Source organism: Pseudomonas sp. MWU349 (genome assembly GCF_017947325.1).
GTDB classification, from domain to species: domain Bacteria; phylum Pseudomonadota; class Gammaproteobacteria; order Pseudomonadales; family Pseudomonadaceae; genus Aquipseudomonas; species Aquipseudomonas protegens.
Window position 1 is genome coordinate 45846 of record NZ_JAFEVP010000003.1, and the last position, 22836, is coordinate 68681.

Sequence of the window (22836 nt, forward strand, 5' to 3'; positions counted from 1 at the left end):
ATAGGCCCATGAACAGCTCACTCGCGTTTTATCAAAATCTCGGAATGGCCCTTTCCCTGTTGGTGATCGGCACTTTTGTGCTGGCCGGCATGGTCAAGGGGGTGATCGGTCTTGGCCTGCCCACCGTGGCCATGGGCCTCTTGGGGCTGGCTATGGCACCGGCGCAGGCTGCGGCCCTGCTGATCATTCCGGCGACCCTGACCAATCTCTGGCAACTGGCCTTTGGCGGGCATCTGCCGGCCTTGCTCAAGCGCCTGTGGCCGATGTTGCTGGCGATCTTTGCCGGCACCGCCGCCGGCTCCCTGTGGCTGGGAATCGACGCCGGGCATTGGGTGGTGCGGGGCTTGGGGGCGGCGCTACTGCTATATGCCCTGAGCGGCTTGCTGTTGCCGACCCTGCGGGTGTCGGCGGCCCAGGAGCGTTGGCTGGGACCGCTGTGCGGGCTGGTCACCGGGGTCATCACCTCGGCCACCGGGGTGTTCGTGATCCCGGCGGTGCCCTACCTGCAAGCCCTGGGGCTGAACAAGGATCAGCTGGTGCAGGCCCTGGGCCTGTCGTTCACCGTCTCGACCCTGGCCCTGGCCGGCGGCCTGCTGTGGCGCGGCGCCCTGGGGGGCACCGAGCTGGGAGCCTCGCTGCTGACCCTGGCCCCGGCGCTGCTGGGCATGGGGCTGGGGCAGTGGTTGCGCCAGCGCATCAGCGCCCAGCTGTTCAAGCGGGTGTTCTTTGTCGGCATGGGCCTCTTGGGCGGGCACTTGCTGATCAGCGGCTAGACCTTTGGCTCAGCGGCCAGCCGCGGCCGGGCTGAGCATGTCGATGGCGCGGATCTGGAAGTCTTGCTCCAGGTAGTCCATGCGCGCGTCGAGGAACTGCTGCATGTGCGGCAGGCTGGAGTGGCTATCCAGCGCCTCCTGGGAAGCCCAGACCTCGTAGAAAATGAACAGGCTCGGGTCCTGCCGGTCCCGCAGCATGTGGTATTCGATGCAGCCGGCTTCAGCGCGGCTGGCGGCTACATGGCCGAGAAAGAACGCCTCGAAGGCATCAGCCCGCTCCGGGCGGGTCTTGGCGTGGAGGATGAAGGCCTGGGGTGTGGGCATAAGGAGCACTCTTGCTGATGGGGAGGTCGGCAAAAATTCTAAGGCAACAATCCGCTATCGATTCGTGCGTTTGAGTCAAATGTATTTTGAACAACCCGGGCTTATTCTCCGGCCCTGGCCTGATTAACCTGCCGCCATCGTTTTCAATCTTTACAGCCCGCCGCCACCGATGCGCAACGGGTTGTTCCCGATGAGGCTGGATCATGAAAAAAGTACTGCTGCTCAATGGCGCCAAGCAATTCGCCCACTCCGATGGCCGCTACAACGCGACCCTGCACGACACTGCCCTGGCGGTGCTCGACCGGGGTGGTGTGGAGGTCAAGGTCACCCACATCGACGAGGGGTATGACATCCGGGAGGAAGTGGAAAAGTTTCTCTGGGCCGACGTGATCGTCTACCAGATGCCCGGCTGGTGGATGGGCGCGCCGTGGATCGTCAAGAAATACATCGACGAGGTGTTCACCGAAGGCCACGGCAGCCTCTACGCCAGCGACGGCCGGACCCGCTCCGATGCCTCGCAGAAGTACGGCAGCGGCGGCCTGATCCAGGGCAAGCAGTACATGCTTTCGTTGACCTGGAACGCCCCGCAGCAAGCCTTCGACGATCCCACCGACTTCTTCGAGGCCAAGGGCGTGGACGCGGTCTACTTCCCGTTCCACAAGGCCAACCAGTTCCTGGGCATGAGCGCCCTGCCAACCTTCCTCTGCGTGGATGTGATGAAACGCCCGAACATCGAAGGCGATGTGCAGCGTTACGAGGAACACCTCAAGGCGGTGTTCAATCTGCCGAGCTGAATCCGGCTACTATTGAGTGCCTTGAAATTCAGGGGCGATGTCGCCCCGCTGCCGCCAGAGGACTCATGTGAAAGCCCGATCCGACGAGTTGCAAGTCTTCGTCTGTGTCATCGAGTGCGGCTCGATTTCCGCCGCCGCCGAGCAGTTGGCCCAGACCCCTTCGGCGGTCAGCCGCAGCTTGTCGCGGCTGGAGGCCAAGCTCGACACCACGCTGATCAATCGCACCACGCGACGCATGGACCTGACCGAGGAAGGGCGCTACTTCTTCGAACAGGCCAAGCTGATCCTCGATCAGATGGACGAGCTCGAAGAGCGCCTGTCGTCGCGCCAGCGCAACCCGTCCGGGCGCCTACGGATCAACGCCGCATCGCCCTTCATGCTGCATGCCATCGTTCCCTACGTGGCTGAGTTCCGCAGCCTGTACCCGGATATCCAGCTGGAGCTCAACAGCAACGACCTGATCATCGACCTGCTGGAACAGAGCACCGACATCGCCATCCGCATCGGCGTGCTGGCGGATTCCACCCTGCATGCCCGCTCCCTGGGCTGCAGCCCGCTGCACATCCTCGCCAGCCCCGACTACCTGGCCCGCCACGGTACGCCGCAGAGCGTGGCCGAACTGGCCGGGCACACCCTGCTGGGCTTTACCCAGACCGAGACCCTCAACCACTGGCCGCTGCGCCATGTGCAGGGCGACCGCTGGCAGATCCAGCCGGGCATCAGCGCCTCCAGTGGCGAGACCCTGCGCCACCTGGCGCTGGAAGGGCAGGGCATTGCCTGCCTGTCGCACTTCATGACCATCGACGACATCCGCGCCGGGCGCCTGCTACCGGTACTGGCCTCGTTTAATAGTGGCTATCGCCAGCCGATCAACGCCGTGTACTACCGCAACTCGCAACTGGCCCTGCGCATCCAGTGCTTCCTGGATTTCATCCAGGGCAAGCTGGCCGATTACGCCCACCCCGAGTTCCAGGGCTGAAGGCTCCCCCCATTCCCCGCCTATCCCCCGTAGGAGCCGGCGTGCCGGCGAAGGGGCCCCCGGGTTTTGCGCAACTCCCGAAATTGCATTCGCTGGCAAGCCAGCTCCTACCGGGTTGTATGCCCCGGTTCTGTCTGGCAACCGATCCCTTGTAGGAGCCGGCTTGCCGGCGAAGAGGCCCCCGGGTTTTGCGCAACTCTCGAAATTGCATTCGCAGGCAAGCCAGCTCCTACCGGGTTGCATGCCCCGGTTCTGTCTGGCAACCGACCCCTTGTAGGAGCCGGCTTGCCGGCGAAGAGGCCCCCGGGTTTTGCGCAACTCTCGAAATTGCATTCGCAGGCAAGCCAGCTCCTACCTGGTTTTATGCCCCGGTTCTGTCTGGCAACCGATCCCTTGTAGGAGCCGGCTTGCCGGCGAAGGGGCCTCCGGATTTGGCGCCAGTCCCGAGATCGCCTTCGCTGGCAAGCCAGCTCCTACGGTTATCCATGGCGGAGGCTTGGGACGTTCGTGCCACGATTGGCGATTGCTCAAACCCGGGTCTGGGGCCTAAGGTTCTTGCCGTTCAATAACAAGAAAAGGAAGGACCTATGCGCATTCTGTTGTTCAAGACCCTGGCCCTGACGGCCGCTATCGCCGCCAGCAGCTCGGCCTTCGCCGTGACCCTGGAAGGCGGCGCGGTGGCCGCGCCCAACCAGTACGGCGCCGATGTCGCGGCGCAGATCCTCAAGAAGGGCGGCAACGCGGTGGATGCCGCGGTGGCCACGGCCTTCGCCCTGGCCGTGACCTACCCCGAGGCCGGCAACATCGGGGGCGGCGGGTTCATGACGATGTACATCGACGGCAAGCCGTACTTCCTCGACTACCGGGAAACCGCGCCCAAGGCCGCGACCCGGAACATGTACCTGAATGAAAAGGGCGAGGTGATCGAGAACCTGAGCCTGGTGGGCGCCCGCGCCGCCGGGGTGCCGGGTACGGTGATGGGCCTGTGGGAGGCGCACCAGAAGTTCGGCAAGCTGCCCTGGAGCGAGCTGATCACCCCGGCCGTGGGTTATGCGAAGAACGGCTTCAAGGTGGCCGACAAGCAGTACCAGTACCGCGAGGATGCGTTGAAGCTGTTCAACGGCACCACCAACTTCGGCGACTACTTCGGCAGCATGAAACCGGGCGAGACCTTCCGTCAGCCGGAGCTGGCCGCGACCCTGGAGCGCATCGCCGACCAGGGCGCCAAGGAGTTCTACAGCGGCAAGACCGCCGACTTGCTGGTGGCGCAGATGCAGGCCGACAAGGGCCTGATCACCAAGCAGGACCTGCAGGACTACAAGGTTCAGTGGCGCCAGCCGCTGCAGGTGAGCTTCCGTGGCAACACCCTGTACACCGCGCCGCCACCCAGCTCTGGCGGGGTGGCCCTGGCGCAGCTGATCAGCATCAAGGAAGAGCGCGCCGCGGACTTCAAGGGTGTGGAGCTCAACTCGGCCAAGTACATTCACCTGCTGGCGGAAATCGAAAAGCGGGTGTTCGCCGACCGCGCCGATTACCTGGGCGACCCGGCGTTTTCCGATGTTCCGGTCAAGCAACTGACCGACCCGGCGTACCTGAAAAAACGCGCCGCCGAGGTCAACCCCAACGCCATCTCGGCCACCGAGAAAGTGCGCCCCGGGCTTGAGCCGCACCAGACCACCCACTTCTCCATCGTCGATGCCCAGGGCAACGCGGTGAGCAACACCTACACCCTGAACTGGGACTATGGCAGCGGCGTGGTGGTCAAGGGCGCAGGCTTTTTGCTCAACGACGAAATGGACGACTTCAGCGCCAAGCCAGGCGTGGCCAACGCCTTCGGCGTAGTGGGCGGCGACGCCAACGCCATCGCCCCGGGCAAGCGCATGCTGTCCTCCATGAGCCCGAGCCTGGTGACCCGCGATGGCAAGGTCACCCTGGTGCTGGGCACCCCCGGTGGTTCGCGGATCTTCACCTCGATCTTCCAGGTGCTGAACAACCTCTACGACTACCACCTGCCCCTGGAAAAGGCCGTGGCCGCGCAGCGCGTGCATCACCAGTTGCTGCCCAAAGACACGATCTACTACGACGCCTATGCGCCGCTCACCGGCAAGGTGGCCGACGAGCTCAAAGCCATGGGCTACACCCTGGAAGACCAGGGCTGGGAGATGGGCGATATCCAGGCGATCCGGGTCAATGGCACCGCGCTTGAAACCGCTTCCGATCCACGTGGTCGTGGTGTCGGCAAGGTCGTCAAATAACCGCTGCCCCCGGTAGGAGCTGGCCGGGCGGCGTTCCGCTTGCCGGCGAAGAGGCCTTCGGGTCTTGCGCCAGCCACGAAGGCGCCTTCGCTGGCAAGCCAGCTCCTACCTTCGTTGTGCAGGCGCCGACGGCCGGCTGGTCGGCGGCGGCTCAATTCCGTAACATTCCCCGCCTTCTTCCCGCTCTTCCCAGGGCCGCGTCTGCCGGTCCGTCTATCAGGTCAATCATGAAAGCAAAACGTCTGCGTGCCGATGTCCTGGCCGGACTCACCACCTCCTTTGCCTTGCTGCCCGAATGCATCGCCTTCGCCCTGGTGGCCCACCTCAACCCGTTGATGGGCCTGTATGGCGCCTTCTTCATCTGCACCCTGACGGCGCTGTTCGGCGGGCGGCCGGGCATGGTCTCCGGCGCGGCCGGCTCCATGGCGGTGGTGATCGTCGCCCTGGTAGTGCAGCACGGTGTGCAGTACCTGTTGGCCACGGTGCTGCTGGGCGGGCTGGTGATGGTCGCCTTCGGCCTGCTGCGCCTGGGCAAGCTGGTGCGCATGGTGCCGCACCCGGTGATGCTGGGCTTCGTCAACGGCCTGGCGATCGTCATCGCCCTGGCCCAGCTGGAACATTTCAAGAGTGGCGAACACTGGCTCAGCGGCCAGCCGCTGTACCTGATGGCCGGGCTGGTGGCATTGACCATGGCCATCGTCTACCTGCTGCCGCGCCTGACCCGGGCGGTGCCACCGGCCCTGGTGGCGATCCTCGGGGTCGGCGCGCTGGTCTACCTGCTGGGCCTGCCGACCCGCACCTTGGGGGACATGGCCCACATCGCCGGCGGCTTGCCGAGCCTGGCGCTGCCCCAGGTGCCGTGGAACCTGGAAACCCTGGGCATCATCGCGCCTTATGCGTTCCTGATGGCCATGGTCGGCCTGCTGGAAACCCTGCTGACCCTCAACCTCACCGACGAAATCACCGAAAGCCGCGGCTACCCGGACCGCGAATGCGTGGCCCTGGGCGCGGCCAATGTGGTCTCGGGAATGTTCGGCGGCATGGGCGGCTGCGCGATGATCGGCCAGACCGTGATCAACCTCAGTTCCGGTGGTCGCGGGCGTTTGTCGGGCGTGGTGGCGGGCGCTCTGATCCTGCTGTTCGTGCTGTTTCTGTCACCGTTGATCGAGCGCATCCCCCTGGCGGCGCTGGTGGGGGTGATGTTCGTGGTGTCGCAGCAGACCTTCGCCTGGGCGTCCCTGCGGGTGATCAACAAGGTGCCGCTCAACGATGTGCTGGTGATCCTCGCGGTGACCGTGATCACTGTGTTCACCGACCTGGCCATGGCGGTGTTCTGCGGCATCGTCATTGCCGCCCTCAACTTCGCCTGGCAGCAGGCCCGCGAGCTGTACGCCGACAGCCACCTGGAAGCCGACGGCAGCAAGCACTACCAACTGCACGGCACCCTGTTCTTCGCCTCCACCACACCGTTTCTCAACCAGTTCGATCCGGCGGGCGATCCTCGGCACGTGACTGTCGACTGTCGCCACCTGAGTTTTGTCGACTACTCGGCCATCGCCGCGCTGAAAACCCTGCGCGAGCGTTATGCCAAGGCCGGCAAGCAGCTGCGGGTGCTGCACCTGTCCGAGCGCTGCAAGAAGCTGCTCAAGCGTGCCCGAGAGCATCACGACTGAGATCGGCCACCGCGGCAGTGGATGAAAATACCCACTGCCGATTTTCATAAGCCGCCCTTTCACTTAGCTGTTCGCGACAAAGCCTGCCTCTTTACGAAAATAAGTTTCACTCGGTTTGAAGTTCACTTGCCTAAGTGATTAATGAATTTCACAACCATTGGAAAGTGATGCTGTTTTCAAGGAGGACGCCATGGCTCCCGCTACGGGTTCTTGGCTGCTGGGCTATGCCGCAGTCGCCATCATTGCGCTGATCGTGTTGATCGCCCGCTACCGACTCAACCCCTTTATCGTCATCACCCTGGTGTCGGTGGGCCTGGCGCTGATGGCCGGCATGCCGCCTTCCGGAGTGGTGGGCGCCTACGAGGCCGGGGTTGGCAAGACCCTGGGGCATATCGCCCTGGTGGTGGCCCTGGGCACCATGCTCGGCAAGCTGATGGCCGAATCCGGTGGTGCCGAGCAGGTGGCGCGCACCCTGATCGACCGCTTCGGCGAACGCAACGCCCACTGGGCCATGGTCTGCATCGCCTTCCTGGTGGGGCTGCCGCTGTTCTTCGAAGTGGGCTTCGTACTGCTGGTGCCAATTGCCTTCACCGTGGCGCGGCGGGTCGGGGTGTCGCTGCTGATGGTGGGCCTGCCGATGGTCGCCGGGCTCTCGGTGGTGCACGCCCTGGTGCCGCCGCACCCGGGAGCGATGCTGGCGGTGCAGGCCTATCAGGCGTCGGTAGGGCCGACCCTGGTGTATGCGCTGCTGATCGGTGTGCCCACGGCGATCATCGCCGGGCCGCTGTACGCGCGGTTCATCGTGCCGCATATCCACCTGCCGGCGCAGAACCCCCTGGAACGCCAGTTCATCGCCCGCGAGCCGCGCCTGCGCCTGCCGAGTTTCCGCCTGACCTTGGCCACCATCCTGCTGCCGGTGGTGCTGATGCTTCTCGGCGGCTGGGCCAACCTGCTGGCCGAGCCCGGCACCGGCCTCAACCAGTTCCTGCTGTTTATCGGCAACTCGGTGATCGCCTTGCTGGTGGCCACCCTGGTGAGCTTCTGGACCCTGGGGCTGGCCCAGGGCATGAACCGCGAATCGATCCTCAAGTTCACCAACGAATGCCTGGCGCCCACCGCGAGTATCACCCTGCTGGTGGGGGCCGGTGGCGGTCTCAACCGCATTCTCATCGACTCCGGGGTGACCGAGCAGATCGTCGGCCTGGCCCATGAGTTCCAGCTCTCGCCGTTGTGGATGGGCTGGTTGTTCGCGGTGCTGATGCGGGTCGCCACCGGTTCGGCCACCGTGGCCCTGACCACCGCTTCCGGGGTGGTGGCGCCGGTGGCCGTCGGTCTGGGCTACCCGCACCCGGAGCTGCTGGTGATCGCCACCGGCGCCGGCTCGGTGATTCTGTCCCACGTCAACGACGGCGGCTTCTGGCTGGTGAAGGAATACTTCAATATGACCGTCATCCAGACGTTCAAGACCTGGACCGTGCTGGAGACCCTGATCTCGGTGATCGCCTTTGGCCTGACCCTGGTCCTCGCGGAGTTTTTGTAGATGGACATCCTTTACCAGATCCGCTCGCGCCTGGAATTTCTCAGCGCCGGGGAAGGGCGGATCGCCCGGCTGATGCTCGACGATGTGGGCTTTGCCGCCTCTGCCAGCCTCGACGAACTGGCCCGCCGCGCTGAAGTCAGCGCCGCCACGCTGTCGCGCTTTGCCCGCAGCGTCGGCTGCCGCGACTTGCGCCAGTTGCGCCTGCAGCTGGCCCAGGCTAGTGGGGTGGGCAGCCGCTTCCTGGACCCTGCCGGCACCCCGGAACAGTCCGGGTTCTACCGGCAGATCGTTGGCGACATCGAGTCCGTGCTGCATCGGCACCTGGCCGGTTTCGAGGAAGCCCAATTCGCCGATGCGGTGCGCCTGCTGGGGCGCGCACGGATGATCCACGCCTTCGGCATGGGCGGCTGCTCGACCCTGTGCAGCAGCGAGTTGCAGGTGCGCCTGGTACGCCTGGGCTACCCCATTGCCGCCTGCCACGACCCGGTGATGATGCGCGTCACCGCCGCCGCCCTGGGGCCGCAGCACGCGGTGATCGCCTGTTCGCTGACCGGCATCACCCCCGAGCTGCTGGAGGCGGTGGCCCTGGCCCGGACCTACGGCGCCGGGATCCTGGCCATTACCTTGCCCGACTCGCCCCTGGCGCAACTGGCGGATGTGCTGCTGCCGCTGCACAGCGCCGAAACCTCGTTCATCTACAAACCCACTGCGGCCCGCTACGGCATGCTGCTGGCCATTGATGTGCTGGCCACCGAGCTGGCCCTGGCCCAGCCGGACGACAACCAGGAACGCCTGCGACGGATCAAGCTGGCCCTGGACCATTACCGTGGCGGCGAAGACTGCCTGCCCCTGGGAGACTGACATGCGCTACCACACGCTGATCCGCAACGCCTTGATCATCGACGGCAGCGACCGCCCGGGTTACCCCGCCGACCTGGCCATCCTCGACGGGCGCATAGCGCGCATCGGCGATCTGTCCGCGGCCAGCGCCGAGCAAGAGATCGACGCCGCCGGGCGGGTGCTGGCCCCGGGTTTCATCGATGTGCACACCCATGACGACACGGTGGTGATCCGCCAGCCGCAGATGCTGCCCAAGCTCAGCCAGGGGGTGACCACGGTGATCGTCGGCAACTGCGGGATCAGCGCCGCGCCGGTGAGCCTCAAGGGCGACCCGCCGGACCCGATGAACCTGCTGGGCGGGCGCTCGATGTTCGTCTACCCGCGTTTTCGCGACTACCGCGCGGCGGTGGATGCCGCGCGCCCGGCGATCAACGTGGCGGCGCTGGTGGGGCATACGGCGCTGCGCAGCAACCACCTGGCGGACCTGTATCGCACCGCCAGCGCCTGCGAGATTGCAGCCATGCGCGAGCAACTGCGCGAAAGTCTGGAGGACGGCGCCCTGGGCCTGTCCAGCGGGCTGGCCTACGCCAGCGCGTTTTGCGCCGAGACCGATGAAGTGCTGCAACTGGCCCAGGAACTGACGGCGTTCGGCGCGGTGTACACCACCCATTTGCGCAGCGAGTTCGAGCCGGTGCTGGAGGCCATGGACGAAGCTTTTCGGATTGGTCGCGCGGCCCGCGCGCCGGTGATCGTCTCGCACCTCAAGTGCGCCGGCGCCGGCAACTGGGGGCGCAGCCCACAACTGCTGGCGGCCCTGGAAAACGCCGCCCGGGAACACCCGGTGGGCTGCGACTGCTATCCCTACGCCGCCAGTTCCTCGACCCTGGACCTCAAGCAGGTCACCGATGCCTATCGCATCACCATCACCTGGTCCACACCGCACCCCGAGCAGGGCGGTCGCGACTTGAGCCAGATTGCCGCCGACTGGGGCGTCAGCCTGCTGGCCGCCGCCGAGCGCCTGCAACCGGCGGGGGCGGTGTACTACGGCATGGATGAAAACGATGTGCGGCGCATCCTCGCCCATCCGCTGTCGATGATCGGCTCCGATGGCCTGCCGGAAGATCCTTTCCCCCATCCAAGGTTGTGGGGCGCCTTCCCCCGGGTATTGGGGCACTTCAGCCGCGACCTGGGCCTGTTCCCGCTGCACACCGCGGTGCACAAGATGACCGGGCTGTCCGCGGCGCGCTTCGGCCTGCACCAGCGCGGCGAGATCCGCGAAGGGCACTGGGCCGACCTGGTGCTGTTCGACCCGGCGCGGGTGCGTGACGTGGCGGATTTCAAGGCGCCGCAGCGCGCCGCGCAAGGCATCGATGGGGTCTGGGTCAATGGCGTGTGCAGTTTTGCCCAGGGCCTGGCCAACGGCGAACGCCAAGGGCGCTTCCTGCCCCGGGAAGGTGACCTGCGCCCGGGATTTGCATCCGCTGGCTGATTTGTTGACCTCCGTCACAATGATGGCGCTGTGCTATTAAAGAATCCCTGAGCGGCGCCGAACTGCTGATAATCGCCGTCTGTATAGTCGGCTCATTTCAGTCAGGGAGTCGCGCAATGAGCTTTGGCAAAACCACCCCCATCCTGCGGATCTTCGATGAAGCCAAGGCCCGGGAGTTTTACCTCGACTTCCTGGGGTTCAACCTGGATTGGCAGCATCGTTTCGAGGATGACTTTCCGTTGTACATGCAGGTGTCCCGAGGCGAATGCGTGCTGCACCTGTCCGAGCATCACGGCGATTGCACCCCGGGCGCGGCGCTGCGCATCGAAACCGACGAGCTGGAAGCCTTCCAGCAGCAATTGCTGGCCAAGGACTACCGCTTCTCCCATCCGCAGATCCAGGCCATGCCCTGGGGCAGCCAGGACATGACCATCAGCGATCCGTTCGGCAATCGCCTGGTGTTCACCAACGCCATCAGCGTCTGAGCGGGCTCAGGCCTTGTCGGCGCCCAGCGTGGCCTGACGGAACTGCCCAGGGGTCAGCCCGGTGCGGTTCTTGAAGCTGCGGTGAAAGGAACGGGATTCGCTGTAGCCCAGGCAATCGGCGATGTCCTGGATCGACAGGGCGCTGTGGCGCAGGTGGTGCTCGGCCAACTCCTGGCGCAGGTCATCGAGAATCTGCTGGTATGAAGTGCCGGCCTGTTGCAGTTGGCGCTGCAGGGTGCGTTCCGACATCTGCAGTTGCTCCGCCACCTGCTCCTTGCGCGGCAGGCCGTCCTTGAGCAACTGGCGCAGCACGTTCTGCACCTGCAAGGCCAGGGGCGCATCGCCCAGGGAGGCCATCATCGCCTGGGCATGTTCTTCCAGGGTCTTGAGCAGGCGCGCGTCGGCCTGGCGCAGGGGCATCTGCAGGTACTCCAGCGGCGCCAGCAGCGCCGAGCAGGGTTGCTGGAACAGCACCGGGCAGCCGAACAACGCCTCGTACTGCGCCGCCTCGGCGGGTTCAGGCAGGGCGTGCTCGAACCACACCGCGCTGGGCGACAACTGCGAATCGGCGATCCAGCGCGCATACAACAGCCAGGAGGCCAGGACGTTTTCCACCAGGTGGCGGCGGATGTCCGGGCGCTGATGGCGGCAATTCCAGATCAACCTCACCTGATCGCCGGCCACCTCGGCGCGGCTGGTGCCCATGTCCCCCACCAGCTTTTCGAACGGCATGATGCGGCCCATGGCCTCGCCCAGGGTCGCGCAGTTCATGGTGATGTAGCCCAGCACATTCCAGGAGCTGGGTTTGACGAAGCGCGCCGAATTCAGGCCAAACAGCGGATCGCCCGAGTGCTGGCAGAAGTAGTCCAGCAATCGCTCATGCACCTCCATGGGCAGGCGCAGGCTGGTGTCGTTCAACTGGGCGGCCGTAAGCCCGGCCGCTGCCAGTGCCGGCTCAGTGGCAATACCCAATTGCTCCGCATAGAGCAGGTATTTCAGCAGGGGCGGGACCGAAGTAAAACCGAGGCTGGGCATGAACGGGTTCCTGGTGACTAATCCCTAGGACAGCAGGACGAAGACCGGGAAAGGTAAGGGCAAACCCTGATGGGTGTAAATGCTCGGGTCCGGGGATTGGCGCCTTTCGCTGGCAAGCCAGCTCCTACGGAGGGTGTAGGAGCCGGCTTGCCGGCGAAGGGCGCGCCGCGAATCAGACGCGGAAGTGGCTGACCATCATCTGCAACTGGCCGCCCAGGCGCGCCAGTTCAACGCTTGCGGCAGCGGTTTCGTCGCTGGCGGCGGCGGTCTGTTCGGAGACGTCGCGCACGTTGATGATGCTGCGGCTGATCTCTTCGGCCACCGCGCTCTGCTGTTCGGCCGCGGCGGCGATCTGCTGGTTCATCGATTGGATGTTGGACACGGTGCGGGTGATGCTTTCCAGCGAGGCACCGGCCTTGCGGGTCAGTTCGACACTGCTGTCGGTCAGGCTGCGGCTGTTGTTCATCACCGTGGCCACTTGCTGGGTGCCGTTCTGCAGGCCGGCCACCAGTTCCTCGATCTCTTCGGTGGACTTCTGGGTGCGCTGGGCCAGGGCCCGCACTTCGTCGGCGACCACGGCGAAACCACGCCCGGCTTCACCGGCGCGGGCGGCTTCGATGGCGGCGTTGAGCGCCAGCAGGTTGGTCTGTTCGGCCACGGCCTTGATCACGTCCATGACGCTGCCGATCTTGTCGCTTTCCTGTTGCAGCACGGTCATGGCGTCGGTGGAACGCACCACTTCGCTGGCCAGGCGCTCGATCTGCTCGATGGCCTGGGCCACCACTTTGTCGCCCTGGCGGGCTTCGCCGTCGGCGGCGGCCGCGGCCTGGGAGGCTTCTTCGGCGTTGCGCGCGACTTCCTGCACGGTGGCGGTCATCTCGTGCATGGCGGTGGCCACCTGGTCGGTCTCGACTTTCTGGCTGTTGACCCCGGCGCTGGTTTCCTCGGTCACGGCCGACAGTTCTTCGGCGGCGCTGGCGATCTGGGTCACGCCGTCGCGGATGCCGCTGATCAACTCGCGCAGGGTCACGCCCATGCGCGCGATGCCCTGTTGCAGCACGCCCAGTTCGTCGCGGCGGGTGACCCGCAGGTTTTCGGTGAGATCGCCCGAAGCGATGCGCTCGACCACGGCCAGGGTTTCCTGCAGCGGGCGGGTGATCTGCCGGGTGATGATCACGGCGGCCAGTACACCGACCAGCAGCGCCAGCAGGGTGCTGATCAACTGCAGGCTGCGGGCCTGGGTGCTCTCGATGTCGCGGCGGTCCAGCTGGATCTGGTACAGGGCGTCACTGCGGCTGACGATGTCGGCGCCCTGGTCGGTCATTTCCTTGCGCGCCTCTACGGCGTCGGTGAAGGCGGCCTTGAAGGCCTGCAGCGAGCTGCGGTAGCCGCTCAGGGCGGTTTCGAGCTGTTGCAGGGCATCGCGCTGGGTGCTGCTGAAATGGGACTTGAGCTGATCCATTTCGGCAATCGCGGCGTTGAGCTGGGTGACGGCTTTCTGTTCGGTGTCCGGGTTGTTGGTGGTGACGTAGCCGCGCACTTCATAGCGCGCCAGCTGGAAGGCTTCCTTGGCCTGGGTGATGGCCTGGAACTGCTCGAAACGCTCGTCGCTCAGGGGCAATTGCTTGACCCAGGAGTTGATCCCGTTGATCAGGTCATTGGCGCGTTCGGCGTTCTGGTTCATCGCCTGGCGCGCGGCGTCGCCGCTGCGGTAGGCATTGCGCATCTTGTTCAGCGAATCCTGATAGGCGCTGATGGTCGCGCCCAGGCCTTGCAGGAGCTTGATGTTTTCCGGGCTCTGGAACGAGGCCAGGAGTTTTTTCTGCTGGGCGCTGAAATCGTCCAGGGTGTTCTGCACGCCTTGGGCGGCGGTTTCGTCGCCGTTGGCCAGCATGTACTGCAGGCGGGTGACCCGCAGCTTGGTCAGGCCGCTGTTGAGCTGGGTGATGTCGCTCATCCAGTTACTGCGGTCGATCAGGCTGCCCAGGCTGGTCCAGCCGGTCAGTGCAAGGACGGTGGTCAGGGCCAGGACCAGGCCGAAACCCAGGCCCAGCTTAAGGTTGACGCTGATGTTGGCAAACCAACTACTCATTGAATTCCTCCAGGAACGTAGCTCTTCTTGATCTTGAGTTGGCTGGAAGATTGTTGTTGTTGGTGACCAGCAAGGTGTTTTGTAGGGGGTGTATCGGCGGGATGTGCCATAGCTGAAACGATTTCGTCGGCATTGTCCCAAGACAATGTTTTAGGCGATGGGCGGCTATTTTGCGGGATGCGCCGCCGGTCCGTTGAGCTTTTTTTCACATTGATTTCACTCGCCCCCCACGCCCGGAGCCCTAGAGTCTGGTCGGTCGATGCCATAGGCATCGGCCAGCGCTCAATTGTCATCAGGGTTTTGTAGCCTTGCGGCAAGCGGCTCAACACATCGGATCATTCTCGTAAGGGCGGCTAGCAATTGGCTACAAGACTGGTGTTTCCGGCGAGCAAGCGGCCCTTCCTGGGGCGCGTTCTGGTCCGTTACAAGAACCTGCTGGCGCTGCTGCTGGGCGCCTGCCTGGTGATTCCCCTGGGGCTGTTCCTGCTCCGACCGGCCTCGGTACCCGACCTGAGCCACGGCAATGCCGCGGGGCTCCAGGCCCTGACGGCCGCGTGGGACAAGGGCGAAATGATTGTGCTGGTGCGCCACATGGAGCGCTGCGACCGCTCCAATGCCGCGTGCCTGGGCCCGGCCGATGGCATTACCGACCGAGCCCGCGAGGTGGCGGTGGGGCTCGGCGCGCAGTTCGAGCACCTGGGCCTGGAGCATACCGACATCTACAACAGCCCGCTGACGCGCACCGCGCAGACCGCGAGCTACATGTTCAGCAAGGTCAGCAGCGGCGATGGCTGGCTGTTCAACTGCAAGAACACCATGTTGCGCGATGTCATGGCGCACAAGGTCGCCGGGCGCAACCTGGTGCTGGTGACCCACAGCGAATGCATGGCGCAGATGGAGCAGGACCTGAAACGGGCGACCCCGACCCTGGGGTACGGCGCCTCCCTGTTCGTTTCCACCGATACCCTCAATGGCGCGCCGAAGATGCTCGGCCTGATCGAGGCCAGTGACTGGCGCTCGGTGAACCTCAAGCCCTGACCGCAGGCGGCCGCTCCCATGGCTGGCCTTCAGGGCTATGGGAAGCGGCTCAGGGCGCCAGCAGGTCCGGCTCGGCCGGTGGCGTGCCAGCCGCTGGCCAGGTGGCTGCCGGGCCGTCGTTGGTGCGTTGCGGGCTGATCAGGTTGGTGAACTCCTCGATCAGGCGCTGGATCGCTTCCGGCGGCTGGCAGTCGCGAAACTCCATGCTGATCTGTACCTCGTCCGGGTCCCGTTCCTGGCCGTCACGCTTGCCGCTGCCGAAGGTGACGAAAAACTTCTCGCTTTGCAGTTCGCCATTCTCCAGGTCGTGGCTGGCCTTCTGCAGTTCGGTGGCCTGCATGCGCACCGACAGGTCGACGGTCATCTTGTGCAGGGCCAGGCCCTTGGGCGAGACCAGGGCAATCAGCGGCACATTGATGATGTGGTCTTCGTTGAGCGCCACCTCGACCATCTTGGCCTTCATCGGCGTGCCCAGGTCGTTGACGTTGTAGTCGAAGAACTGGTCGAACAACTTGATGTACTGCTGGGCGATCAGGTTGTGGGTGGCGGCTGCAGCCTGATGCATGCCTCGGGTGATGTGGCTCAGGTCGCTGGCCGACATGGGCTCCTTGCTGCGGGAAAAAAACGCCATGGATCACGCTCCTTGTTCGGTGGCTGAGGTGCCCCGCCGTGAAGGCGGGGCGGGTTGCTGGGGCGAAGGTGCCGCGTGGATCAACCGCCGGTGCCGGTTTTCTTCTCGGCCGCGGCGCCCGGCATTGCCAGCGTATTAGCGGTTGGCAGTTTGTCCGGGTCGGTCGGTTGAGTGCTCGGCAGCCGCACCGGTTTGGTGGCCGCGTCGGTGAGGAAGTCGATGACGCGCATCAGGGCTTCCGGCGGGTCCTGGCGGACGATCTTGGTGCTGATGGCGTAGCGCGCGCGGGTGTCGGTCTTGCGGGTCTGGGTGGATTTGTGGCTCGCCGCGCCCTTGACCGACACACTGAACGGGCCCCAGCCCAGCTTCGCCTCGAAACTGCCGGAGGCTTCGGTGGAGCTGGTGTCTTCGGCCATCTGGCTGATGGTCAGCTCGAACTCGATGGAGCCTTCCTCGATGGTGATGTTGGGGTGACTGATGGCCGCCAGCAGCGGAATGCGCATCGACTTCTTCACCGTGCCCTTGTAGACGCCCTGTTCATCCACCAGGGTTTCGTCGTAGTCGAACTGCACCGATACCGCCTGGCCGTCCTTGATGCACACGCCCATGAGGAAGTCCGCATAGGCTTTGCTCGCGGCGACCTGCGCCTGAATCATCGCCATCAGCGGACCGGTGATCATCTTGTCCAGGGGCAGCGCGGCAATCACGCCGCCGATCAAGCCCTTATCAATATCTGCCATGGTCTAGCTCCTTGTTCTTCGTTGCGCGAAATGCGCCCCTGCACCTTAAGAAAACCGCGGTGGCTGATTCAGCGGGAATCGATTACCGGTGAGTGTTGGCCTCCAGGCGACGGATGTTGCCGATCTGCCGCAGGCTCAGGCCGTATTTGTCCGCCAGCACGCTGCGGGAGATGCCGCCCAGGCTCTCCAGCTGAATGTGCTGGTTGCGGATCTGTCGGCAGAAGTGGTCGGCCTTGGGAATTTCCAGGGCCAGGCCGGCGAAGCGTTCGATCAGGGCGTTGAGGGCGTCGGGAGGCAAGATCAGGGCCAGCGAAGTGCGTTCGGCGTGTTTGGGAATGTACTTGGGACGGCCGCCGTATTCTCGGGTCAGGCGGTAGGCGTTCTCCAGGCCGATGCAGTCGATGAGGGCCTGGAGCGAGTGGGGTAGCTGGCGAACATCAATGAGACTGAGGTCTTTCACGTCCATTTGGTACCTCCTTGGAATTATGGATAACGCTGGTTCGATCCTAAGGAGGTGTCTCGTCCGTTGTTCAGTGGGAAATTTCCCCCCTATTAAGGGGAACTATTACATTCTGATGTTGTATCGGTCGCCGGTGGTGGACTGGATTTTCTTCAACTGGATGAGGAAATATCCATGTCTCGTTATGCGATTGATTTCAGTTTCATCGCCGCCCTCGAAGGCGGTGCCATGACTCGCGGTTATGTGCCCGATGCGGCCAACAGCAAAAGCGGGGTTACGGTGGGCACCGGGTTCGATCTGGGGCAGCGCGGGGTCCAGGATCTGCAGGCGCTGAACCTGCCAGCGGATCTGCTGCGGCGGCTGACGCCCTACCTGGGGCTGACGGGGCTCAAGGCCAAGCAGTTTCTCGTGGACCAGCCCCTGAGCATCAGCAGCGCCGAGGCCGAGCTGATCGACGAGGCGTACAAGGCGCCCTTCGTCGAGCGTCTGGCAGCGGCCTACACCCGGGCCAGTGGGGTGGATTTCGCCCAACTGCCGGCGCCGATGCAGACCGTGATCGCCTCGGTGGCCTTTCAGTACGGCAACCTGGCCAGCCGCACACCGAACTTCTGGGCCCAGGTGGTGGCCCGCGACTGGAAGAGTGCCCTGGCCAACCTGCGCAACTTTGGCGACAGCTACGGCACTCGCCGGCGCAAGGAGGCTGATCTGCTGGGCTCGCAGCTAACCTCGTAAGTGCTTGCCGCCCAGGCTCAAGGCCTGGGCGGCTTGCCGGTTTCAAGGGCAGGGGTAGGTTTGCAACAGGCTGGCGTTGCCCATGTGTCTGGTGTCGTCGGGTTGTGTGCCGCTGGGCAGCGAGCGCCAGTCCACCAACAGGCACATGGCCTTGAGGGAAATGCCCTTGGCCTGGCCGATGGGTTTGGAAAACTCATAGCGGTACAGCGCCTGGGTGGTGTTCTGCGGGGTTACGCTGCTGGCATTGATCAAGGTGCTGCGAGCCATGTCTGGCAGTTTGTCCTGGGTGATGGTGAAGCGCGGTTGTTCACCCTGGTGGGTGAACGCGCCCAGGTCCCGAGAGCGTTTCCACAGCTGCTGCCACTGGCTGTTGCCGGCGGCGGTGCTCAGGGTGGCGGCGTAGGCCTTGAGGGTGGCGGGCGGCAGATGGGTGGTTTCCAGGGCGTGGGCAGCGCTGGCCAACAGGCTCAGGCCGAGGATCAGTGAACGCAGAATCAACATGGGAATATCTCCTTTTCCAGGCCGTAACGGCCCGACACGAACATAGGGAAGATCCCGGCAACCAGGGGATCGCCGGGGGCAAGGCTCAGCGGGCGTCGAGGTAGTCCCGACGCAGGCCTTCCTTGCTGCTCTTGGCGATCAGTTCCTTGGCCACGGTGTTCTCGATGGCGTTGTCGTTGATGTTTTCCACTTCAAGGATGTTTTGCGTCGCCAGTTGCTGGCGCAACTCGGCCTTCCGGGCAACGGCCCGGCTCAGGGTGCTACTGATAACGCTGATGCTCATCTCTGACTCCTTTTCGGGGGATGCCCGTCGTTGGGCAGGAGTCATGGTTTCAAGGGCGGCGGGCGGGTATCAGCGGGAAAGGGTTCAAGGGGCATGGGCGGCGGGGATGGGCTTTCCCATGCCCTGCGAGTAAAGTGCCGGGCCGGGAAATGAGTCCTGGGCGTTTTCTCCATGGAGTTGCATCGTGAAGCACATCAGTAAAGTCGTTGCCTCTGCCTGCCTCGGTCTGGTTCTTGCGGGCTGCACCGGCACCCCGATGAAAACCCAGCAGTTGGACAGCAGCCAGTACACCGTCATTGGTCACAGCGAAGCGACCGCCACCGGTATCATGTTGTTCGGGGTGATCCCGATCCAGCAGAACAGCCGTTTCGTCCGTGCGCAGACTGCGGCGATCAAGGCCAAGGGCGGTGACGCCCTGATCAACACCCAGGTCCAGGAAAACTGGTTCTGGGCCTGGGTTCTGAGTGGCTACACCACCAAGGTCTCCGGTGACGTGGTCAAGCTGAAGAACCCTCAGTAAGCCCGCCCGCTCCGGGCTCCGTCGCGGGTCTGGAAACGAATACGGCACCTGTAGCAGGTGCCGTTTTTTTTTGCGTTCAGCCGGCCGGCGCCAGGTTGACGAAGTAGTAGGCCTGGCGGCCGACCATGAGGGTCTGCTGGATCTGCAGCGGCGGCTTGGGCGCCTCGGCCCCCCCCAGTACCGCCATGTGCCGCGGTGACTCGCGCAAAAAGGCCAGCAGTTGAGCCTCGTTCTGCAGGTCCTTGAGCAGGCTCTGGGTGTAGAACACGCTGGCGCCGGCGATGCGTTCGTTGGCCTGGTACAGCGCCAGCTGGTGCCCGCTACCCTGCAACGCCATGATCCGGTCGGTCACTGGAACGAACGACAGTTCGCGGTCGGCCCTGGGCGCGGCCCATTGGGCGTTGACCAGATAGCCGCCGATCACCAGGGCCATGAGCGTTATCAGCCACCCCTTGCGCTGGCGCCCCACGGCACTCCAGAAGCCCTTGCCCGGGGCGCGCTTGGCCAGGCGCTGGTAGAGCACTGCGCCATATTCCGCTGCCAGCACCGCCGCGGCCGGAGTCAGGGACATCAGGTACACCGTGCGCTTGCTCGAAGCCAGGCACAGCAAGGCGAACTGTGCCAGCAGCCAGAGGCTGAAAAACAGCAGGTAGCGGTTCTGCATCAGGGTTTTACGGAAATGCCACAGGCCCAGGTAGACCAGGATGTTCCATGGCAGGAAGGCCTGGGGCAGCTTGGCCAGGTAGTAGTAGAAGGGCTCGTAGTGTCCGGCTTCCTCGAAGGAACCGTCGAAGCGCCCGACGCTGTTGGTCCACAGCACTTCCCCCAGGGCCTGCAGGCCGCCGCGCTGGTAGAGCATGTACAGCCAGATCATCAGGGGCACCAGCCCCAGCAGGGTCAGCAGGCCCGGGCGCAGCCAGTGGCTGAAGGTGAAGCGCTTGTCGATCAGGCTGTCGGCCAGCAGGTAGGCGAAGATCACCACCCCGGGCATGGCCAGGCCGAGCACGCCCTTGCTCAGGGTGGCGATGGCGATCCCGCCGGCGAACGCCAGCCAGGAGAGCAGCGCCGGCTGCTGCGCGGCCTGGCGTCGATGGGCCTGGAAAAACGCCAGCAGGGCCAGGGTTACTCCGAGGCTGAGCAGGGCATCCTCGCCCACGCCGCGCACGTTGCTCCAGTAACTGGCCATGGTCGCCAGCATCAACCCGGCCATGGCCGCCAGGGCTGCCGGCCGGCCAAAGCGGCGCAGCATGGCGTACAGCAGCATCACGCTGAACAGCCCGGCGAAGGCCGAGGCCAGGCGCACCGCCAGGGGCGTGCCGCCGAAGGCACGGATGGCCCCGGCATCGAGCCACAGGCTCAGCGGCGGTTTTTCCAGAAATGGCGTGCCGAACAGGCGCGGTGTGACCCAGTCATCGTCCAGGTGCATTTCCATGGCGATCCCGGCCACCCGGGCTTCGGTGGAACCTTGCAACTGGTGGTTGCCCAGGGCGAAGAAGAACAGCAGGCAGGCCAGCAGAAACATTAGCGGAGCGGGTCGTGACATGAGTTGTGCGCCGGCAGATCGAGGGGCGCAGCCGGAAGGCCGCGGGCAAGCCCGAAAGTATACGTAGGCAAGTCTTAACGAATTGTGAACAAGTAGGGGTAAAACGTGCGGATGTTCGCCGGCTGCGCGCGGATTAGCCCATGGCCTGCTGGTAGGCGGCCACGGCTTGCGGGAACAGCTGTTCGTAGAGGGGGTAGGCGATGCCCAGCACGGTGATCTCGATGGCATCGGCGCCACATTCGGCGGAGTAGTCCTGAATGCTCACGCCCAGGGCCGGCACGGGTTGGTCGAGGTGGTGTACCACCAGGCGCAGCCCGTTCTGGCTCGCTCCTGCCAGTGCGCGAACCTGCTGCTGGAGGTCGGCGTAGGCCGGGGCGGCGATGAATTGGCCGAAGGCCACACCCATGGGCGGGTCGGCCGACTCCAGGGCCGACCAACCGAGCAGGGTCGAGCCCTGGTAGACCTTGAACCTTGCTGGAGCATCCGGGGGGGTGGGCATGGGGGAACCTGTGGTGAGGGATCAGGTGAGGGCGCTTTCCTGCTGTTGCCGGCTGATGCGCCCGCGGCCCCAGGCCGACAGCGCCTCGATCACCGGCTGCAGCGATTGCCCCTCGTCGGTCAGGCGGTATTCCACCCGCGGCGGCACTTCGGCGTACACCGTGCGCGACACCAGGCCGGCGGCTTCCAGGTCCCGCAACTGCTTGGTCAAAAGACGTTGGGAGATCCCCGGCAGGCGCCGTTGCAGTTCATTGAAACGCAGGAACTCGTTGGCCAGCAACTGATGCAGGACCACACCTTTCCAGCGGCCGTCGATCAGGTCCAGGGTGACCTCCACCGGGCAGCCTGGAATGTCCTGATAGTGTTTGTTTTTCATTGCCTGACGACCCTTTTGCGTAGCTGGTACGCAAAAGTACCCTACTTGTGCGGGCAGGGCATGAGGGATTTAAGTGTGCGCTTTCAACCGCCAAGGAAGCTCTGCAATGAAGGCCATCGCCTACCTCAAAGGCTCGCACCTGTCTGACCCCCTCGCGTTCTGCGAGGTGCAACTGGACCCGCCGCCACTGGAACCCCACGACCTGCTGGTGGCGGTCGAGGCAGTGTCGGTCAACCCCCTGGATACCAAGGTCCGCGCCGGCCAGGTGGCGGTGCCCGACGAGGTGCGGACCCTGGGCTGGGACGCCAGTGGCGTGGTCCGCGCGGTGGGTAGCGCGGTGACCCTGTTCGCCCCTGGGGACGCGGTGTTCTATGCCGGCACCTTCACCCGCGATGGCGCCAATGCCGAGCTGCACCGGGTGGACGAGCGCCTGGTAGGGCACAAGCCGGCCAGCCTGTCCTTCGCCCAGGCGGCCGCCATGCCGCTGACCTCGCTGACCGCCTGGCAATTGCTCTTCGAGCGCCTGGGCCGGGTGCCTGGCGACCTCGCTGAACAGGGCACGCTGCTGATTGTCGGCGGTGCCGGTGGCGTGGGGTCGGTGCTGATCCAGCTGGCGCGCCGGCTGACCGCGATGACCGTCATCGCCACGGCTTCGCGGCCGGACAGCCGCCAGTGGTGCCTGGACCTGGGGGCCCATCAGGTACTGGACCATTCACGTTCGCTGGTGGAGCAACTGGCGGCCCTGGACCTGCCACCCGTGACCCATATTGCCGCCCTGACCCATACCCAGCGGCACTATGCCGAGCTGATCGAGATCATCGCGCCCCATGGCCATATCGCGTTGATCGACGATCACGACTTCTTCGATGCGGTGCCGCTCAAGGCCAAGAGCGTGTCCCTGCACTGGGAGATGGTGTTCACCCGTGCCCTGTTTAAGACCCCGGACATGATCGAGCAGCACCACATCCTCAACCGGCTGGCGCAACTGCTGGACCAGGGGCTGATCCGCTGCACCCTGAATGAAGTCTTCAGCCCGTTCAACGCCGACAGCCTGCGCCGGGCCCATGAGCGCGTGGAGCAGGGCGGCCTGCCGGGCAAGGTGGTAGTGGCCCGCGACGCCCAGCCCATCGCCTCCTTGTAGGCGCTGGCTGGGTGGGCGCTGATTGGGGGCTGGCTTGCCAGCGAAGGCGTCATCATCTCTGACGCAGGGCCGCAGGGCCTCTTCGCCGGCAAGC

25 protein-coding genes are annotated in these 22836 nt (G+C 64.7%); 13 read left to right on the top strand and 12 right to left on the bottom strand.

From position 1 onward, the window contains the following. Positions 1-8 precede the first annotated feature (8 nt). Entirely contained in the window at positions 9-773 is a 765-nt protein-coding gene (locus KCG88_RS12245) for a sulfite exporter TauE/SafE family protein (RefSeq protein WP_047283827.1), read from the top strand. A gap of 9 nt (positions 774-782) precedes the next feature. Here the strand turns inward: KCG88_RS12245 and KCG88_RS12250 are convergent, their stop codons facing one another. After that, entirely contained in the window at positions 783-1097 is a 315-nt protein-coding gene (locus KCG88_RS12250) for a putative quinol monooxygenase (RefSeq protein ID WP_019095171.1), read from the bottom strand. A 203-nt stretch (positions 1098-1300) separates the two neighbouring features. On the opposite strand from KCG88_RS12250, the gene KCG88_RS12255 reads away from it, so the two are divergent. The 8 genes from KCG88_RS12255 (at position 1301) to KCG88_RS12290 (ending at position 11152) form a co-directional block, all read left to right on the top strand. Next, the gene (locus tag KCG88_RS12255; protein WP_047283828.1) at positions 1301-1891 is read left to right on the top strand and encodes an NAD(P)H-dependent oxidoreductase; all 591 of its coding nucleotides are present in this window, start codon (positions 1301-1303) and stop codon (positions 1889-1891) included. A 67-nt stretch (positions 1892-1958) separates the two neighbouring features. Then, positions 1959-2870 carry a LysR family transcriptional regulator gene (locus KCG88_RS12260; protein ID WP_047283829.1) on the top strand — a complete coding sequence of 304 codons (912 nt, stop codon included), beginning with the start codon at positions 1959-1961 and terminating at the stop codon, positions 2868-2870. 587 nt (positions 2871-3457) lie between these two features. Beyond that, positions 3458-5125: a gamma-glutamyltransferase gene (gene ggt / locus KCG88_RS12265; protein WP_077933310.1), complete on the top strand. Its 1668-nt coding sequence runs from the start codon at positions 3458-3460 to the stop codon at positions 5123-5125. Between the two features lie 227 nt (positions 5126-5352). Continuing rightward, positions 5353-6798 (top strand): SulP family inorganic anion transporter, encoded by a 1446-nt coding sequence (locus tag KCG88_RS12270; protein WP_011059136.1) that lies wholly within the window; start codon positions 5353-5355, stop codon positions 6796-6798. Positions 6799-6988: 190 nt separating this feature from the next. Further along, positions 6989-8338 carry a gluconate:H+ symporter gene (locus KCG88_RS12275; protein WP_210712460.1) on the top strand — a complete coding sequence of 450 codons (1350 nt, stop codon included), beginning with the start codon at positions 6989-6991 and terminating at the stop codon, positions 8336-8338. Next, complete coding sequence (locus KCG88_RS12280; protein ID WP_047283832.1) at positions 8339-9199, top strand: MurR/RpiR family transcriptional regulator; 861 nt, start codon at positions 8339-8341, stop codon at positions 9197-9199. It begins immediately after the preceding gene. Position 9200: 1 nt separating this feature from the next. Beyond that, positions 9201-10667: a D-aminoacylase gene (locus KCG88_RS12285; RefSeq protein ID WP_210712461.1), complete on the top strand. Its 1467-nt coding sequence runs from the start codon at positions 9201-9203 to the stop codon at positions 10665-10667. A 116-nt stretch (positions 10668-10783) separates the two neighbouring features. After that, a complete protein-coding gene (locus KCG88_RS12290) occupies positions 10784-11152 on the top strand; it encodes a glyoxalase superfamily protein (RefSeq protein ID WP_047283834.1) in 369 nt (122 codons plus the stop codon). 6 nt (positions 11153-11158) lie between these two features. On the opposite strand, the gene KCG88_RS12295 is transcribed toward KCG88_RS12290, so the two are convergent. The 3 genes from KCG88_RS12295 to KCG88_RS12305 all read right to left on the bottom strand — a co-directional run bounded on the left by KCG88_RS12295 (position 11159) and on the right by KCG88_RS12305 (position 14605). Then, entirely contained in the window at positions 11159-12187 is a 1029-nt protein-coding gene (locus tag KCG88_RS12295) for an AraC family transcriptional regulator (RefSeq protein WP_047283835.1), read from the bottom strand. A 172-nt stretch (positions 12188-12359) separates the two neighbouring features. Next, a complete protein-coding gene (locus tag KCG88_RS12300) occupies positions 12360-14279 on the bottom strand; it encodes a methyl-accepting chemotaxis protein (protein ID WP_210712462.1) in 1920 nt (639 codons plus the stop codon). Beyond that, a complete protein-coding gene (locus KCG88_RS12305) occupies positions 14276-14605 on the bottom strand; it encodes a hypothetical protein (RefSeq protein ID WP_144420500.1) in 330 nt (109 codons plus the stop codon). Before KCG88_RS12305 ends, KCG88_RS12300 begins: the two co-directional genes overlap by 4 nt. A gap of 34 nt (positions 14606-14639) precedes the next feature. On the opposite strand from KCG88_RS12305, the gene KCG88_RS12310 reads away from it, so the two are divergent. After that, positions 14640-15317, top strand: a complete 678-nt coding sequence (locus KCG88_RS12310; RefSeq protein WP_047283837.1) for a histidine phosphatase family protein — start codon at positions 14640-14642, stop codon at positions 15315-15317. Between the two features lie 49 nt (positions 15318-15366). Here the strand turns inward: KCG88_RS12310 and KCG88_RS12315 are convergent, their stop codons facing one another. The 3 genes from KCG88_RS12315 to KCG88_RS12325 all read right to left on the bottom strand — a co-directional run bounded on the left by KCG88_RS12315 (position 15367) and on the right by KCG88_RS12325 (position 17154). Beyond that, positions 15367-15948, bottom strand: a complete 582-nt coding sequence (locus KCG88_RS12315; RefSeq protein ID WP_047283838.1) for a DUF2589 domain-containing protein — start codon at positions 15946-15948, stop codon at positions 15367-15369. Positions 15949-16028: 80 nt separating this feature from the next. Continuing rightward, positions 16029-16688 (bottom strand): DUF2589 domain-containing protein, encoded by a 660-nt coding sequence (locus KCG88_RS12320; protein ID WP_047283839.1) that lies wholly within the window; start codon positions 16686-16688, stop codon positions 16029-16031. Positions 16689-16770: 82 nt separating this feature from the next. Beyond that, entirely contained in the window at positions 16771-17154 is a 384-nt protein-coding gene (locus tag KCG88_RS12325; RefSeq protein WP_016965010.1) for a hypothetical protein, read from the bottom strand. A 168-nt stretch (positions 17155-17322) separates the two neighbouring features. Here KCG88_RS12325 and KCG88_RS12330 point away from each other — a divergent pair, with 168 nt between their 5' ends. Continuing rightward, positions 17323-17880: a pesticin C-terminus-like muramidase gene (locus KCG88_RS12330; RefSeq protein ID WP_047283840.1), complete on the top strand. Its 558-nt coding sequence runs from the start codon at positions 17323-17325 to the stop codon at positions 17878-17880. Between the two features lie 42 nt (positions 17881-17922). Here the strand turns inward: KCG88_RS12330 and KCG88_RS12335 are convergent, their stop codons facing one another. Beyond that, positions 17923-18381, bottom strand: coding sequence for a hypothetical protein (locus KCG88_RS12335; RefSeq protein ID WP_210712463.1), 459 nt, complete (start codon positions 18379-18381; stop codon positions 17923-17925). Positions 18382-18466: 85 nt separating this feature from the next. After that, positions 18467-18664 carry a hypothetical protein gene (locus tag KCG88_RS12340; protein ID WP_210712464.1) on the bottom strand — a complete coding sequence of 66 codons (198 nt, stop codon included), beginning with the start codon at positions 18662-18664 and terminating at the stop codon, positions 18467-18469. 184 nt (positions 18665-18848) lie between these two features. Here KCG88_RS12340 and KCG88_RS12345 point away from each other — a divergent pair, with 184 nt between their 5' ends. Beyond that, complete coding sequence (locus KCG88_RS12345; protein WP_041115848.1) at positions 18849-19184, top strand: lipoprotein; 336 nt, start codon at positions 18849-18851, stop codon at positions 19182-19184. A gap of 76 nt (positions 19185-19260) precedes the next feature. Here KCG88_RS12345 and KCG88_RS12350 read toward each other — a convergent pair whose 3' ends face one another. The 3 genes from KCG88_RS12350 to KCG88_RS12360 form a co-directional block, all read right to left on the bottom strand. Beyond that, positions 19261-20727: a phospholipid carrier-dependent glycosyltransferase gene (locus KCG88_RS12350; RefSeq protein WP_210712465.1), complete on the bottom strand. Its 1467-nt coding sequence runs from the start codon at positions 20725-20727 to the stop codon at positions 19261-19263. A gap of 133 nt (positions 20728-20860) precedes the next feature. Next, entirely contained in the window at positions 20861-21226 is a 366-nt protein-coding gene (locus KCG88_RS12355; protein ID WP_199522581.1) for a hypothetical protein, read from the bottom strand. 21 nt (positions 21227-21247) lie between these two features. Further along, on the bottom strand, positions 21248-21601 hold the full coding sequence (locus KCG88_RS12360; RefSeq protein WP_047283843.1) for a helix-turn-helix domain-containing protein: 354 nt from the start codon (positions 21599-21601) through the stop codon (positions 21248-21250). 106 nt (positions 21602-21707) lie between these two features. Here KCG88_RS12360 and KCG88_RS12365 point away from each other — a divergent pair, with 106 nt between their 5' ends. Continuing rightward, entirely contained in the window at positions 21708-22742 is a 1035-nt protein-coding gene (locus KCG88_RS12365; RefSeq protein WP_047283844.1) for a zinc-binding alcohol dehydrogenase family protein, read from the top strand. Positions 22743-22836 lie beyond the last annotated feature (94 nt).

Coding starts and splice junctions, on each gene's coding strand:
- KCG88_RS12285 (WP_210712461.1), top strand. CDS start 9,201: ATGCGCTACCACACGCTGATCCGCAACGCCTTGATCATCGACGGCAGC.
- KCG88_RS12300 (WP_210712462.1), bottom strand. CDS start 14,279: ATGAGTAGTTGGTTTGCCAACATCAGCGTCAACCTTAAGCTGGGCCTG.
- KCG88_RS12275 (WP_210712460.1), top strand. CDS start 6,989: ATGGCTCCCGCTACGGGTTCTTGGCTGCTGGGCTATGCCGCAGTCGCC.
- ggt (WP_077933310.1), top strand. CDS start 3,458: ATGCGCATTCTGTTGTTCAAGACCCTGGCCCTGACGGCCGCTATCGCC.
- KCG88_RS12330 (WP_047283840.1), top strand. CDS start 17,323: ATGTCTCGTTATGCGATTGATTTCAGTTTCATCGCCGCCCTCGAAGGC.
- KCG88_RS12320 (WP_047283839.1), bottom strand. CDS start 16,688: ATGGCAGATATTGATAAGGGCTTGATCGGCGGCGTGATTGCCGCGCTG.
- KCG88_RS12270 (WP_011059136.1), top strand. CDS start 5,353: ATGAAAGCAAAACGTCTGCGTGCCGATGTCCTGGCCGGACTCACCACC.
- KCG88_RS12350 (WP_210712465.1), bottom strand. CDS start 20,727: ATGTCACGACCCGCTCCGCTAATGTTTCTGCTGGCCTGCCTGCTGTTC.
- KCG88_RS12280 (WP_047283832.1), top strand. CDS start 8,339: ATGGACATCCTTTACCAGATCCGCTCGCGCCTGGAATTTCTCAGCGCC.
- KCG88_RS12245 (WP_047283827.1), top strand. CDS start 9: ATGAACAGCTCACTCGCGTTTTATCAAAATCTCGGAATGGCCCTTTCC.
- KCG88_RS12325 (WP_016965010.1), bottom strand. CDS start 17,154: ATGGACGTGAAAGACCTCAGTCTCATTGATGTTCGCCAGCTACCCCAC.
- KCG88_RS12360 (WP_047283843.1), bottom strand. CDS start 21,601: ATGAAAAACAAACACTATCAGGACATTCCAGGCTGCCCGGTGGAGGTC.
- KCG88_RS12340 (WP_210712464.1), bottom strand. CDS start 18,664: ATGAGCATCAGCGTTATCAGTAGCACCCTGAGCCGGGCCGTTGCCCGG.
- KCG88_RS12315 (WP_047283838.1), bottom strand. CDS start 15,948: ATGGCGTTTTTTTCCCGCAGCAAGGAGCCCATGTCGGCCAGCGACCTG.
- KCG88_RS12250 (WP_019095171.1), bottom strand. CDS start 1,097: ATGCCCACACCCCAGGCCTTCATCCTCCACGCCAAGACCCGCCCGGAG.
- KCG88_RS12355 (WP_199522581.1), bottom strand. CDS start 21,226: ATGCCCACCCCCCCGGATGCTCCAGCAAGGTTCAAGGTCTACCAGGGC.
- KCG88_RS12295 (WP_047283835.1), bottom strand. CDS start 12,187: ATGCCCAGCCTCGGTTTTACTTCGGTCCCGCCCCTGCTGAAATACCTG.
- KCG88_RS12255 (WP_047283828.1), top strand. CDS start 1,301: ATGAAAAAAGTACTGCTGCTCAATGGCGCCAAGCAATTCGCCCACTCC.
- KCG88_RS12335 (WP_210712463.1), bottom strand. CDS start 18,381: ATGTTGATTCTGCGTTCACTGATCCTCGGCCTGAGCCTGTTGGCCAGC.
- KCG88_RS12365 (WP_047283844.1), top strand. CDS start 21,708: ATGAAGGCCATCGCCTACCTCAAAGGCTCGCACCTGTCTGACCCCCTC.
- KCG88_RS12290 (WP_047283834.1), top strand. CDS start 10,784: ATGAGCTTTGGCAAAACCACCCCCATCCTGCGGATCTTCGATGAAGCC.